Raw genomic sequence first — 14,850 nt, forward strand, 5'->3', positions numbered from 1 at the left:
TTCCCGATTCCCGATTCCCGATTTACAGGCAGTTTACTGGAATTTCAATCACAAATTGTGTTCCTTGCCCTGGAGAAGAAACACAATAAATTTGACCTTTGTGTTTTTCTACTACAATTTGATAGCTTATCGATAATCCTAATCCCGTGCCTTTCCCTACAGGCTTGGTAGTAAAAAACGGTTCAAACATTTTAGTCCGTACTTTTTCGCACATCCCAGAGCCATTGTCGGCAATCCGAATGGTAACAGTAGAAGTAGGGGAAGAAGACGCGGAGAGTTCTACACTTTTCCTATTCCCAATAGAAGTGTGGATGGCAATCACCTGGGGTGAAGGTTGATTGTCTAGAGCATCGATCGCATTATTGAGAAGATTCACAAATACCTGATTCAATTGACTGGCATAACAGGTAATTTTTGGAAGTGGGCTGTAGTCTTTAATGACTTCAATTTCTGGGCGATCGCCTTCTGCTCTGAGTCGGTGCTGCAAAATAAGAAGGCTGTTATCAATGCCCTCATGGATATCGACAGGTTTTAGATTTTGTTCATCCAGTCGGGAGAAGTTTTTTAGGGATAAAACAATCTGCTGAATGCGTTCAGCTCCTACCTGCATTGAATTAATCAGTTTTTGCCAATCTAGTAGCAGAAAATCTAACTCGATATCAGACGCTATCTCCTGAATTTCGGCTGTGGGATGAGGGTAAGTCTCTTGATAGAGTTTAACCAGGTTTACTAAGTCTTGGAAGTAGCGACGGGCAGGAATCAGATTGCCGGAGATAAAGCTGACAGGATTATTGATTTCATGTGCCACACCCGCAACCATTCGCCCTAAACTCGACATTTTTTCGGTTTGAATTAGTTGGGATTGGGTGTGTTTTAATTGGTTTAGAGCTAGTTCTAGAGCTGTTGCTTTTTCTCGTTCTCGCGTTTCACTTTGTCGTAGTGCTTCCTCGGTTTGTTTGCGCTCATTCAGTTCGCTTTCTAATCGGTGATACAGTTCGGATTGCTGGATAGCGATCGCAACTTGGGTTGCGAGTTGCTCAAGTAGATTAACCTCCCACTCCTGCCAATGCCGTATCTGGTGACATTGATGGATAACTAGCAGTCCCCAGAGGGTATCTTGCTGGAGAATGGGGACTACTAATCGGGACTTTACCTCCAACTCTTGCAGATATTCCCGCAGGCAGGATGCAGTTTCATCAACATCAATGTCAGAGATAACTCTCGCTTTACCTTGACAGTAGTTTTGATAGGTATCCGGCGGGAATTCTTCATTTTCAAATTTCAGTCCGATGGTTGTAGTCCTCTCGGTAGCGACAGACTCATGGGTGACTACACCCGTTTTATCAGGATAGAGACGGAAAATCAGAGCCCGGTCGGCTTGGAGAAGTTGTCGCACTTCACTGACAGTAGAGTTGAGAATATCATCAAGATGCAAAGATTTGCGAATGTGTTGGGCAACTCCTGCGAGTAACCGTTCCCGTTCCATTTGCTGTAGCAGTGCAGTTTCTACTCGTTTGCGATCAGTGATATCCAGTACCGTTCCAAATAGTTGAATCACCTGCCCTTGCTCATTAAAAATAGGTTCTCCCTTACAATTGAGATGCCGGACATGACCATCGGGTCGCACAATCCGAAAGTCAAATTCGTAGGGTGTTCCATCTGTTAGCGCACGACCTATATTTTGTTGAAACAGCGCTTGGTCATCGGCATAAATCAGCTCGATTAATTCAGCAAAGGTTGGTTCGGGTTGTGTTGGGTCAAGACCAAAAATGCGGAATTTTTCTTGTGAATAGGTAATCTTTCTAGTGAGTACATCAAATTCCCAGCTTCCGACGTGGGCAACTCGTTGGGCTTCTGCCAGAGAAACTTCACTCTTTTTGAGGGAGGCGATTAACTGACTTCGTTCTTTTTCCGCTTGTTTTTTGTCGCTAATATCCTGTACAACCACCCACGTCATTTCCGGATATCCAGACTCGTTTTTCTGGCAGTAGGCTGTTATCTCTACTGGAAATACCGTACCATCCTTCCTGATATATTCCTTTTCGTAGGTATCTGAATATTCCCTTTCAATGACTTGTTTATTAATAATTTCGGCTTCCCAAGAGTGCCACCTTTCAGGTGTTATTTCCCAGATTCTCTTTTGCTTGAGTTTTTCTAGGGAATACCCCAACATCTTTTGGTAACTGGCATTGCAATCAATAATTCTGCCTTCAATATCCACCATTACAATGCCATCAACACTGCCCTCAAACAGGTGGCGATAACGCTTCTCACTCTCCTTGAGCTTCTCTTGAGCAGTCTGGCGATCTTCAACTTCCTGAACTAACCGTGCATTTTGCACTAAAAGTTGCTTAGAGAGCCGTTGAATGCGCAATTGATTCTCAATGCGAGCCAAAACTTCTTCTGCCTGAAATGGCTTGGTGATGTAGTCCACCCCGCCAACTTCAAAGGCTTTTACTTTATCGAATACTTCATTCAATGCACTGACAAAGATAACGGGAATGTCCTTGGTTCGGGGAGATGCTTTCAACCGAGAGCAGACTTCATAGCCATGCATATCGGGCATCATGATGTCTAGCAAAATCAAGTCAGGTAGGGTTGACTTGACAGCCATTAATGCTAGTTTGCCGCTCGGTACAGATCGCACTTTGTACCCCTGCTCAGATAACATCTTAATTAAAAAGTTCAAATTTGCAGAGGTACTGTCAACAACTAAAATATTTCCTGGTGATGGAGTATTATACTTGTTATGCACAGGAGTGTTCTGGTGTAGCAGGTTGCTCGAAACCGCTGGGAAGATTTCCTCCCTTGCTTCCCCCGCCTCAAAAGCTACCCCTACCGTCTTGGGAGTAGATGATATTTCTGAGTGCGACATAGTAGAATTCCTTTTTAAACGGCTCTCGATTGAGTAGTCGATTTATCCTAAAGATATCGCACTCCCAGATGTTTGTTCATCACTTCAAGAATATCTATTTCTGGGAAGGGCTTGCGGATAAAATTATCACAACCTGGCGACAGAGCAACAGCTTGCTCTTTAAACGCGAGTGTTACAATACACTTTCCAACGCCCGTTTCAATGCTGCCGCACTCTTAAAATAAATCTGGGGACAATCCATCAGTGCCAAATCAATCACCTCCGCCAGTCGCCTGGGAATGGAGGCATCTCGTTGGCGAATCGGCACAGGTTTAGTTTGCAATACTACTAAAAACGGGTCTTGACCAACAAAATCACGGGGTAATTGACCCGTTAGCATAAAGTACAGGCAAGCTGCCACTGCCCAAACATCGATTTCTGGTTTAGTATCCTTAAAATCAATCACCTGCTGTCGCGGCATGAAAGCAGGGGTGCGTGCTTGAGTACCACTCATGGATAATCCCCTCAAACCCGCCAAATCGAAGGCTTTGACTATCCCATACTTAGCAACTTTGCCGATGCGACCTAAACCTACATCAGTCAGGAAGATGTTCGTCGGGTTGAGGTCGCCATGTACCAACCCGTGTACTATGCACCGACTGTCATCTGCCCGTTTAACCGTGGGAATGTTGACCCTATGGGCATACTCTAAACCATCCAGAACTTGTAAGGTAATGGACATCGCTTCATTAACTGACAATCGCCCATCTCGTTGCCGCATTAAATCTGCAACACTACCTCCATTGCAATAGTCCATGGTGAAGAAGAAGTTGCCCTGACTGTAGCCGAATGCTTTAAGCTGAATAATATTGGGATGCAGTAAGAGTTTAGTCTTCTTCATCTCCCGCAAGAACCGAGAGATAGCTCCGGTGTTAGCAGAAACTTGCGATCGCATCACTTTCAGTGCCACCAACTCTTTAGATTGGTCGTGGTGTGCTAAATAAACGTTTCCCAATTCCCCCTTACCCAACCATTTCAGAAGGGTGTAACCTTTAATATCGGGGAAATACGAGTCTGGTATTTGAGCGACAACTACTGTGGAACTGCATTGCAACTCACCTGTACTCGTTACAGAGAGTTGCTGTTTTGTTGGCATTACCTGCAAAACTCCTGGGGTAACTTTAAGCGGCTTCGCCCCTTCAATACTGATGCGGAACACCGTATTGCGCAGCTTAATCTCATCCCCTTCCTTCAAGTCATATTCTGGAAACTCCATCAGCGCTCCTTCTGCTGGCGTTTGCTGCCGTTGGCGCTTGCCGATGATTTTGCCATTAACGTAGGTGCCGTGGAGACTGCCAAAGTCGCGGATGCGAATTGCTGGTGGGTTGATATCGAGCAGGCAGTGATAGCGAGAGATGGTTTGGTTGTACTTATCGTTCGGAAATCGGGGGTTGCAATCTTTGGCACGACCAATAATGCAAGTAGTGCGATCGCTAAATTCAAATCTCTGACCTTTGAGATTTCCGGTGATGGCTATCAGGATCACTTTAGCAGACATCTGGGATTTAGTGAGGATTGAAGGGTCGTTGCAGAACAAATGGGTGAGGTAGATATTTTTCGCTTGCTAATTTATTTTTCCTTATTTGTCGTTACGAAGGAAATAGCTTTTTATTATAGTTTGTTGAATTTATTTTTCGTTATGTATCGTTAGTGCTGTTATCTTTCTCTTTTTTCTCAGCTTTTTATCCCTGCTTAGGTCGCTAAAACCATGTAGAGACGTGCCATGGCACGTCTCTACGTCAGGGATCTCTAATAAGAAGCAACGGCGTATTGAACCAACTGCGCCAATTTCTGACGCAAGGTTTCCAATCCCAAACGCTCGCTAGCAGAAACGAACACCCCTTGAGGAAATTCCTCTTTCGCCAGTGCTAGGGTTTCGCTGTCTACCTGGTCAATCTTATTAAACGCTAATAAAATTGGTCCCGGTGTCACAGGCATATCTCCCAAAATCGACATGACCGAACGAATGTGACTTTGCCATGCTGGATGGGATAAATCCACCAAATGCAATAAGGCATCCGCTTCTGTCACTTCCTCCAACGTGGCGCGAAACGAATCAACCAGGGGTGGCGGCAGTTCGTGAATGAATCCCACCGTATCCGTCAGCAAAATAGAGACAGATTCCTCCGTCTTAGCGTCCGTAATTGGCAACCGTCGGGTTGTCGGGTCGAGGGTGGCAAATAGCTGATCCGCCGTATAAACCTCAGCATTCGTTAGAGTATTCAACAGCGTAGATTTCCCCGCATTGGTATAACCCACAACTGCCACCGTTGGCACGTCCTGCTTCTGCCGTCGCTGCCGCATCCGCGACCGATGTGCCTGCAATTGGTTCACTTCCTGTTGCAATCGAGCAATGCGGCGCTGAATGGTACGGCGTTCGGTTTCCAGCTTGGTTTCCCCAGGTCCGCGAGTCCCGATACCACCCCCTAATCGTGACATTGTCCGACCGCGCCCTGTCAGGCGGGGTAGCATATATTCCAACTGCGCCAGTTCCACCTGCAATTTCCCGGCACGGGATTGGGCGCGTTGGGCGAAAATATCTAGAATCACCTCTGTTCTATCTACTACCCGCACTCCAGTTTGAGCTTCTAGATTGCGGATTTGCGCTGGTGAAAGATCCCGGTCAAACACGACCAGATTAGCCCCCAGCGTCTGCACTGTCAGGGCAATTTCCTCGACTTTACCCGCACCCACCACCGTTTGAGGATGGGTTCTTGATCGCTTTTGCCGTAGAGTTTGTAATACTTCCCCACCTGCCGTTTCCACTAAGCGGGCAATTTCTGCCAAACCGTCTTCAAACCGTTCTGGGGTAACATCTGCTGTCATTAACCCTACAACCAATACGCGATCGTGGTCAGTATCGACTTGTTGGGCTACAAATTCCCGGCGGAACTCAGTTTCGAGCCCCTCAACCAAATCCAGAAAATCTTGTTTGGTCAGAACGTCCAAGCTTACCGGAGGTGAGATGTTCCAGTTTGGCTGACCGTCAAGGGTTTGTTCGGATGGATTAGTAACGGGAATCAGGTGAGCCAAATAGGTTTCTTTGATATATCCTGTCGCACCACCACCCCGCCGTTCAAATCCTGATTCGCTAATTGTCACTACCACCAAGGCATCCAATCGCTGGATTGCCATCGCTGTTAAGTCAGCTTTTCTAGGTGTTTCCGATTTGAGTTGGGTGGAAAGACAGCGAATTCCGCTCAATCGTTCAGCACCGTAGCGCGGCAATTCCAAAGGCGGAATCTTGGTTTGAGTAGGCGTGCCAACTCCTACGCGAATGACTTGTCCCCGCCGGTTGATGTAGGTACACAGAGGCTGTTTCAGTTCCGCGCTAATCGCTGCCAACCGCTGGGCAAATTCCGGCGTGGTTAAGCGATCGCCTGGTAAGCGTTGGTTGTACAGCCGTTGTAGCTGTTTGAGTTGGCTGGACTTTAAACCTTTAAGATTTCCGTAGATAGTCTCGATAGGCTAACAACCAGTTAACTGGTTCCCGACTCTGCTGATATCCATTGTAGTAGAGATGTTACAGGTAAGGTCTTTACTCGGTCAGGATTTACGCATAGACGCTACATCTGGTAGGGACAGGATATATTGTGTCCCTACCATTAGCGGTTTACAGGCTTTCTTTGCGTAAGTCCTGTCGGTATTAAAAGCGATCGCTAGGGCGAGACTGAAAATCTTTAAAGTCCCCCTTCTTGATGCTTCCTGACTCGAAGGAAACTTTTAAGGGGGGGACTAAAGGGCTTATTCCGATAAAGTCTTCAGTAAGAACGGGGCAATTTTGTCAATGGAAAGTGTCTGTTGCACAGCACCCAGAGCCCTCGCTTCTTTGACCATACCAAATGCCCCTCCTTTCTCCTCTTGACCGACGGTGATGCCTCCGGCTTGAGCAATTGCCTGCAAGCCTTCTGCACCGTCACTACCAATTCCAGTAAGTAACACCCCAGCCGTTGCCCTGCCATGAAATCGGGCGATTGATTTGAACATGGCTGAGATAGAGGGACAATGCTTATCTGTTTCTGGACAGTTGGTATAAATGAACTTGCCGTGAGTGTTTAATTCTAGATTGCTTTTCTCTGGGGCAAAATAAACGATTCCTGGTAAGGGAGACTCGCCAACTTCGGCAATTTTGACCTGCAACGGACACTCAGAAGATAGCCAATTTATCAAGCCTGACAAAACACCTGTACTGAGGTGTACCGTGCAAATAATCGGCAATGGAAAATTCGGAGGCAGTTGGCAAACAATCTTCTCAATGGCTTGCAGTCCGCCTGTGGAAGCTCCAATTGCGATCGCCTTGACGCGAGAGCTGACATTCATCATTTGCATTTGATTGCCTGAGAATGCCCCGGATGTCATCGGTTTGGCAGAACTACTCAGCGACTGTCCGGGTCGTTTGGCAGTCACTTTCATATTAGAAAGGACTTTGATTTTGGTAATCAGCGCTGCTTTAAGTTTCTCGTAATCCGTGGGGGAATCGGTGGTAGGTTTGGGGAAAACATCGGAGGCTCCCGCTTGCAGCAGACGAAAGACATTATCAACGTCTGCCTTGTTTACAAAATTGCTGATCACCAAAATCGGTCGGGGATCTTTCTCCATGACGCGCTTAGTCAATTCCAGACCATCCATATTTTCCATGAGTAGGTCTGTACAAATCACATCTGGGCGCATCCGATTAATTACCTCCAGACCTTCAACACCATCGCGTGCTGTGCCGACCACATCAACATCGGGTGAAGAATTGAGCAATCGTTGCAGGATTTCCAAAGCAACGGGAGAATCTTCAACCAGAACCACTCTGTTAGCTGTCATTTAAATCAAACTCCTTAATGTATCTAACAAAACACCTTGCTCAAAATCACCCTTGGTAATGTAGGCATTTGCCCCCGCTTGGTGCCCCTGGTCTTTGTCCTTCTGGGAAGCAAGAGTTGTTACCAGAATTACGGGCAAATCTTTGTACTCCTGGAATTGGCGAATTTTGACGGTGAGTTCTAACCCATCCAGGTTCGGCATTTGCACATCCGAAACCACCGCCACAAAGCTATCCACCCTGAGTTTTTTGAAGCCATCTTCACCGTCCACAGCCGCTGTAACCTCGTACCCGGCACTTTCCAGAATCCGCTTCATCTGGGTACGAATTGGAATGGAGTCTTCAACCAGGAGAATTTTTTGTTTAACTTGGGCTTGTTCGGTTAATTCCTTAACCGTGACAGAGGCAATAGCCTTCCTCGCCGACTTAAATAAATCGGGAGGATTGAGCACCATGCACACTTCGCCAGTTCCCAAGATGGTTGCCCCCGAAATATTGCGAACCCGTTTGAGCAAAAGACTTTGAGGCTTCAATACAATGTCCTGTTGCTCCAAGATCGTATCGACCAGCACTGCCAAACGTTCCGAGCCAATCCGCAGAATAATGCAGGGGATGGTTTTTGAGGCGGCACACAGTGCTTTGGTTGATGCAGGCGGTTTGACGGGCAAGCCTAATAAATCAGCTAACCAAGTCACAGTAACAGACTCACCCTGAAACGGAAGTGTCTGGCTGCCTCCAGAGGCAAACACTTCTTGGGGAGACACTAGCTGCATCGCTTCCACGAATCCCACAGGGATAGCATAGGAATGCTCACTGACTTGTATAATCAAGGCATCCGTGGTGGAAAGAGAACTACTGAGGGTGATCCGGAACAAACATCCTTTGCTCGGTGTAAATTCCACCTGAATGTTGCCCTTGAGTCGTTCAACGTTGGCTCGCACTACGTCCAACCCAACGCCCCGACCGGAAATCTCAGTAACAGCCGTGCGGGTGGAGAATCCAGGGGCAAAGATTAAGGCTTGAATTTCAGCCGTTGACATTTCGGCAAGTTCTTGTTTAGTACGAATGCCCCGCCGTCCCGCCGCCCCTTTAATCGCTTCGACATCCAATCCACGTCCATCATCCATGACTTCAATGCTGACAGTGCTGCCAACCTGATAACCCCTCAGACGAATTGTGGCGGTGGGAGACTTGCCCAAACTCTGACGCTCAGTAGGCGTTTCGATGCCATGATCGATCGCATTTCGCAGCAGGTGCAGCAGGGGGTCTTTCATTTCTTCCAGAATCCGCTTGTCTACACTAGTGTCAGACCCTTCCAAAATAAGATTGACTTCTTTGCCTTGCTGTTTGGCGATATCCCGCACGGTACGGGGAAACAGGTTAAAAATCGTAGAAAATGGTAGCAGTCGCAGGGAGTGAATTCCCGACTCCAGTTCATTGGCTACGGTTTCCAGTTTGGTGTTATCTTCATAACTTGTGCTTCGGAGCCGATTCAGCAAAGCTTCCAATTGCTCCAAGCGGGTTTCCACTAGGTTGTAGAAATTTTGCAAGGGTTGCAGTTCAGGAGTTTGCAAGCGCCGTTCTACCTCGTCATAGGTCAGACGGCTGGCAAACGCTTCTCGATTCCACTCTTCGCACAGGGCGATGATTCGGTCAATTTCAGCAACTCGATCTTCAATGTGACCTTTAGTAACAACCAGTTCGCTCGCTTGCGTCAATAACTTATCTAGCTTTTGGGATTCAACGCGAATCGTGTCAATCTGGTAATTATTGACCTGTGTAAGAGCATCTGCGGCTGGCGGTGCATCATTGCCAGCTAAAGGCTGCTCTACAGTTGCTTGGGCAGAGACTGCACCATTAGATTGAGCAATTGTTTCTTGAACCTCTGGCAGTGCCTCCCCTGAATCAGCCCCCATCAGTTGAGCTAAGACATGGAAAACACTGATTCCTGCCGATTGCCCAGTAACGGCTTCGTGGGCAATTTTGCGAAGAGCATCCAGCCCCTGATAGAGGCAGTTCATAACTGGGGGGGTTAGAACTCGCTCACCCCGCTTAACCGCCCCGAGAATGTCTTCTAATTGGTGGGTCAGGGTTTCGGCATCTTTAACCCCCAACATCCGGGAATCGCCTTTGAGAGAGTGCGTTTCTCTGAGTAAGTGCTCCAGTTGGGCTTGATCTTGAGGGTTCTTTTCTAGATGGAGCAATCCGGATTCTATTTTCTGGATATGGTCGGCACTGGCTTCTTTGTAAAGACTGCGTAGTTCTTCATCTTCTATGATCATGGCTTTCAGACTGTTTTCGACGGCTTGCTCCTATGGGGTGGGGAACAGGAGTTTGATTTCATTTGGATTTGAACTTGCTAGATTTCAAATTCTGAAACTAGGGATTGGACAGGTTGCTCAAATCCAAAATCGATTGACTCCTGCTTTGTGCTTCTTTAAACCACAGCCTCAAGATTCTCAGCAGCTTTGTTGAGTTCTTTGGTCGCGTCTTTCACTTGGATAATACCGGCGGCTGTTTCTTTTGCTCCTAAGTTGATGGCATTCATAGCAGCTACAACCTGCTGCACGGTAACAGCCTGGTGTTTAGAAGTCTGGGCAATCTGTTGGGTACTGAGGAACACCTGATTAATGGAGTTCGCAATATTTGCGAACACATCACCCGTTTCTTCAGTCAGTTCAATACCCATCGTTGCTTTCTTGGTGCCTTCATCAGTCACCATAACCGTTGAGTTAATCGCCGCTTGGACTTCGTTAACCAGGGAGTTAATTTGATCGGCTGACTTCTTACTTTGGTCGGCAAGTTTGCGAATTTCACCCGCAACCACCGCAAAGCCTTTGCCATGTTCGCCGGCTCGTGCGGCTTCTACCCCTGCGTTTAGAGCTAGCATGTTAGTCTGGTTTGCCAAATCCGCCACTAGTTCAGACACTGTAGAGATTTGACCCGTTTGTTCGGAAAGGCGGATAATTTGGTTGGCGATCGTGGTTACTTGGTCTCTCAAACCCGAAATACCTTCGATCGTGCGACCGACTGTTAGAGTTCCTCCCTCGGCGAGGAGTAAGGCTTGTTTGGCACCGCCAGCAGCAATGTCTGCTTGTTCAGCCGATTGCAGCGTAAAAACTCCCAGTTCCTCAATGGTACTAGTCGTTTCATGCACTGAGGACGTTTGATCCAAGACGCTGCGTTCCTGATTATCTACAGTCTCAGCAATCCCTGCTGAAGAAGACGTTACTGACTTGGCGGCGTCAGTAATGGGTCCAATGATCAGACGGGCAATGTAGTTCGCAACGTAATAGGAGACGAACACCCCAGAGCCTATACCAACAATCAATCCACCCCAAGAAATAATGGATGACACCTGCTGAACTTGAGCGGATGCTTTTTGTCTTTGTTGTACAATCTTGTCTTGTTCCTGACTCATTTCCAGAAGCTTGACCCTGATGTCATCCATAATCTCCTTACCCTTGTTGGAAAGTACCAGGTTAAGCACTTCTTTGTCTTTCCCAGCTTTTTTGAGATTAATGGTTTCTTCCAATTCAGCGAATTTCTGCTGAATCAAGGGTTCTATCTTGTCAACCCTCGTGCGCTGGTTGGGGTCGATGATTAATGTTTTCAAGCCCGTCAGATGCTCTTGTAAAAATTTTCGCCCACTCTCATAGGGTTCCAGATAGGTATCCACACCCGTGATAATATATCCACGCTGTCCAGTCTCTGCATCGACTATATCCTTTTCTACCAGTCCCAGTAGTTCCTTTACTTTAAATCCTTGTTCTGCCGTTGCCTGAGCTTGTTTCAAGTTAGCCTTAGAAACTTCAGTAATCGTTGTAGCAATACCAGCTACTGCAATCACGATACCAAAACCTATTGGTACGATTTGACTGACTGATAGGCGGCGTTGCTTTTTCTGATGCCTCGGCATCTCTTGCTGTTGTACGATTGGCAGTACCTGTGTCATTTTTTTTCTCCAAAGTGACTCAAAGATTTTGAAATTCTCTCCCCGTTCCCTCGTTTACAGGGCTTCGGGCGTTCATTGTTGTACTTTTCAGGTTTTCTTTTGAATGCATCAAGCTTCTTCATTCACAGCCAACCTTCCTTGGGTAAAAATCTTGGGTATGTCCAAAACTTTCAGAATTTTTTCCTGAAAGAAAGCAGTTCCTCGAACATACTGCTCACTAATATCAGAAACATTTCCGGATAAAGGTGTCATGTCAGCCGAGTTTAGATACACCATTTCCAACACTTGCTCGACAGGTAACCCGGCAACAATGTCATCAAGCTGAACCACCACTGCCTCAGAACCAATCTTGACTGGGTGAGTAGGGAGATTCAAAACATTCCGAATATCAACTAAAGTAACAATTTCTCCTCGCAAATTCATGTTGCCGATTATATGGTTCGGGCAGCAAGGGATGGGGGTCAAATTGCTAATTTCAGTGAAGCCTCGCACTAGTTCTAAGTCTACTCCAAAGTATTCACTACCAAAACCAATCACCGCCAGGGGCATTAGCTCGGTTGTAAGTTTTAAACTTTCATCGGACTGCCTAAGATTATCAGCTCGCTGCCGAAATATTGCCCTGGCTTCGGGTATGGTATTAGGGCAGTACAAGTCGTAAAAGTCGGAGATAATTTTGGAGGTTTGGAGTTCGTCGTCCTGGTGGGATACTTCCTGTTTTAGCTGCTGATCCGCATTACTGCTTGGAGATGCTCCCATTAAATCTACCTGAGCTTGTGCGTCCCAAATTAAAGGAAGTACCGACTCTATTTGGGGAATTAACTCCTTAGGTTCAAGCAGAATAATGTTGCCTATCTCTAGTGTAGCAACTCCACTAATTAATGCGCTATCAATCTTATCGATAGCTTCATCAAAGGAGTTACTATTAATGAGTTCAGCGTTCAATTCTATCACTTCGTTGACCTGCTGGACGATCATGCCAAATTGTAAGTCTTCCCATTGCAGAATAATCACATAATCACTAAGCTGAAAACTTTTTACTGAATGCTCTTGAAGTAAATCAAGATGCATCATTGGTACAATTTGTCCTCGTAAATTAACAAGTCCGATCATATCGCCGGAGGCTTCAGCGATCGGGGTGATTTCGGGAATCTGGAAAATTTCCTGAACCAGTGCTGTATCAATTCCGTATTGCAGATCATGCAAGCGAAATTTTAGGTATTGCTTAGTTTCGATGACAGTCATTTTGAATCCTGTGGGAATAAGAGTGAAAACTATCGTAGAAGTAGCTGGTCAATAGGGTGCTCAATTGTTTAATTAAAAATTAAAGGACTGGACTGAATTAAAATGTAGATGTACTGATTTTTTATTCAAGCATAAAAGAAGATTAGAGCTTATTTTTCTCCGTACACTTATCCACGATTTCGAGTAATTTACTGGGTTCAACTGGCTTGGTTAAATAGTGAGTTGCACCAGCAAATTGACCTCGAAGTTTGTCAGAGAAGTTATCTCGTGCCGTGAGCATAATAATGGGTAAATTATTAAATTTTGAAATACTACGTACCGTGCGGCAGAATTCTAAGCCATCAATTTCTGGCATTGTGACATCCAACAATAGCAGCGAAATTGGATTGGTATTGATCACCTTTAGGGCATCTACAGCATTACTGGTCAACAACACCTGATAGTGATCGCCTAAAGCTCGCTTGATTGTGGTTTGTACGATCAGAGAGTCATCGACACTCAGAACAATTGGAGATTGCTGTTGGGTTCCAGGAACTCCTTGGGTTGCAGGAGCATTTCCCCCAAAGCTGACCCAGCCCGATACTGCCCATGCCATATAAGACCGCGCCAGTTCCAGAGGGTCTTCGCCTAATTGCTCGGCAATATCAATGAGCGATCGCACCCCGTCCACCCACTTCTGTAGATGCTGCTGCGCCTTAGTGTCTGTAACAGCTTGCGAACTTCGCGGTGAAAGGTCGGGAACAGCATCCATTGAGGGAATAACAGGAGCAAGTGTCGCCCATTCCTGTTGGCGCGTCGTCACATCTCCCATGACTCTAGACCAGTCCAGACCATGACTGTCTTCACCAAAACTAAGGTCAAACTCCACGGTGGAATCTAACCGTAACTGTCCGGGATGATGCAATGTTTGCTCTAGCACTCGTACAACTTGAGCGTGGACAACTGTTTCAATCTCCTCCCACTTGAATACTCGTATCCGAACAATTTTTTCCAAAAGCTCTCGAAAGGATGATGGATTTTTTAACTTTTGCGCTACATATTTGATGGCAGTATCAGCCAATCTATGCTTGCACTGAATTCCGATGGCTTCGGCAAATTCTTTATTATTGTCTGGAATTCTTAAGCCACCATAAACAATTTCACCGTTATTCAATAGGAGAAGGCGAAACCTTTGCGTTTGCTCAGAATTTATAGTTGTATTTATATAAGCAGTACAACTGGCATTCCCACCTTGTAAATCCAAAAGCAAATTCTGTAATTGCCCAGCTTGATACTGTATTGTTTCTAGCATTTTTAGTAGTGTATGAATAATTCTGCTATAGATCCACCTTTTTTTATTTTTTATTTGCCGTGACTTGAAGTATTAGTTACTACACTTATTCAAGCGTATTTTAAGATGTTAAGATCGTCAATTAATGCAACAAATCTTTATTCCTTGTTTATTGTTTGTGGGTATATAAATACTATTTTTTAGTAATACATTTTCGACATCTGTAATACCATTTTTCCCATTAATTGATTAATGTAATACATCTATTTTGTTAGTAATACTAATTACTTTAACGAGAAAATATAGAGAGTAGACTTGAATATATTTCTCTCTCTCTGCCCAAAAAACCTTGAAATTCCCAAAGGAGATGGGGAGATATAGCAGTGGACACATATCTTAGGACAAACTCTGGTAGAGACGTTCCGGCGGAACGTCTCTACTAAATTCATATATGTCCTAACCGTCTTGGCATTTGCTATAAAGGAATACAGACAAATGGCACTGAAATAAGTCAGTTCATAGTTGGCACAAAGCGTGCCTCAAGCGCTTTAGTGCTGACTACGAACACTTAACCAGAATCTCCTGTAGCGTCGTTGGGTTAACCCTCACCCTTGAACGAGGCAATAGCTATCTGCCCAATTGGTTGGAATTGGGTAAAA

Annotated in this window: 8 protein-coding genes; all 8 read right to left on the bottom strand. The window is 45.7% G+C overall.

Annotated features, from left to right (window positions below; genetic code table 11):
- Window positions 1-22: 22 nt before the first annotated feature.
- The 8 genes from IQ257_RS12010 to IQ257_RS31185 all read right to left on the bottom strand — a co-directional run bounded on the left by IQ257_RS12010 (window position 23) and on the right by IQ257_RS31185 (window position 14,212).
- The gene (locus IQ257_RS12010) at window positions 23-2,875 is read right to left on the bottom strand and encodes a PAS domain S-box protein (RefSeq protein ID WP_193873906.1); all 2,853 of its coding nucleotides are present in this window, start codon (window positions 2,873-2,875) and stop codon (window positions 23-25) included.
- Between the two features lie 172 nt (window positions 2,876-3,047).
- Complete coding sequence (locus tag IQ257_RS12015; RefSeq protein ID WP_193873907.1) at window positions 3,048-4,412, bottom strand: protein kinase domain-containing protein; 1,365 nt, start codon at window positions 4,410-4,412, stop codon at window positions 3,048-3,050.
- 251 nt (window positions 4,413-4,663) lie between these two features.
- Window positions 4,664-6,379 (bottom strand): GTPase HflX, encoded by a 1,716-nt coding sequence (gene hflX, locus IQ257_RS12020; RefSeq protein WP_193873931.1) that lies wholly within the window; start codon window positions 6,377-6,379, stop codon window positions 4,664-4,666.
- Between the two features lie 279 nt (window positions 6,380-6,658).
- Window positions 6,659-7,726 carry a chemotaxis protein CheB gene (locus tag IQ257_RS12025; RefSeq protein WP_193873908.1) on the bottom strand — a complete coding sequence of 356 codons (1,068 nt, stop codon included), beginning with the start codon at window positions 7,724-7,726 and terminating at the stop codon, window positions 6,659-6,661.
- Complete coding sequence (locus IQ257_RS12030) at window positions 7,727-10,006, bottom strand: hybrid sensor histidine kinase/response regulator (protein ID WP_193873909.1); 2,280 nt, start codon at window positions 10,004-10,006, stop codon at window positions 7,727-7,729.
- A 155-nt stretch (window positions 10,007-10,161) separates the two neighbouring features.
- Window positions 10,162-11,679: a methyl-accepting chemotaxis protein gene (locus IQ257_RS12035; protein WP_193873910.1), complete on the bottom strand. Its 1,518-nt coding sequence runs from the start codon at window positions 11,677-11,679 to the stop codon at window positions 10,162-10,164.
- 108 nt (window positions 11,680-11,787) lie between these two features.
- Entirely contained in the window at window positions 11,788-12,921 is a 1,134-nt protein-coding gene (locus IQ257_RS12040; protein WP_228060646.1) for a chemotaxis protein CheW, read from the bottom strand.
- 142 nt (window positions 12,922-13,063) lie between these two features.
- Window positions 13,064-14,212 (bottom strand): response regulator, encoded by a 1,149-nt coding sequence (locus tag IQ257_RS31185; protein WP_193873911.1) that lies wholly within the window; start codon window positions 14,210-14,212, stop codon window positions 13,064-13,066.
- Window positions 14,213-14,850 lie beyond the last annotated feature (638 nt).

Source organism: Coleofasciculus sp. LEGE 07092, assembly GCF_015207375.1.
In the GTDB taxonomy this organism is placed as follows: Bacteria; Cyanobacteriota; Cyanobacteriia; order Cyanobacteriales; family Coleofasciculaceae; genus LEGE-07092.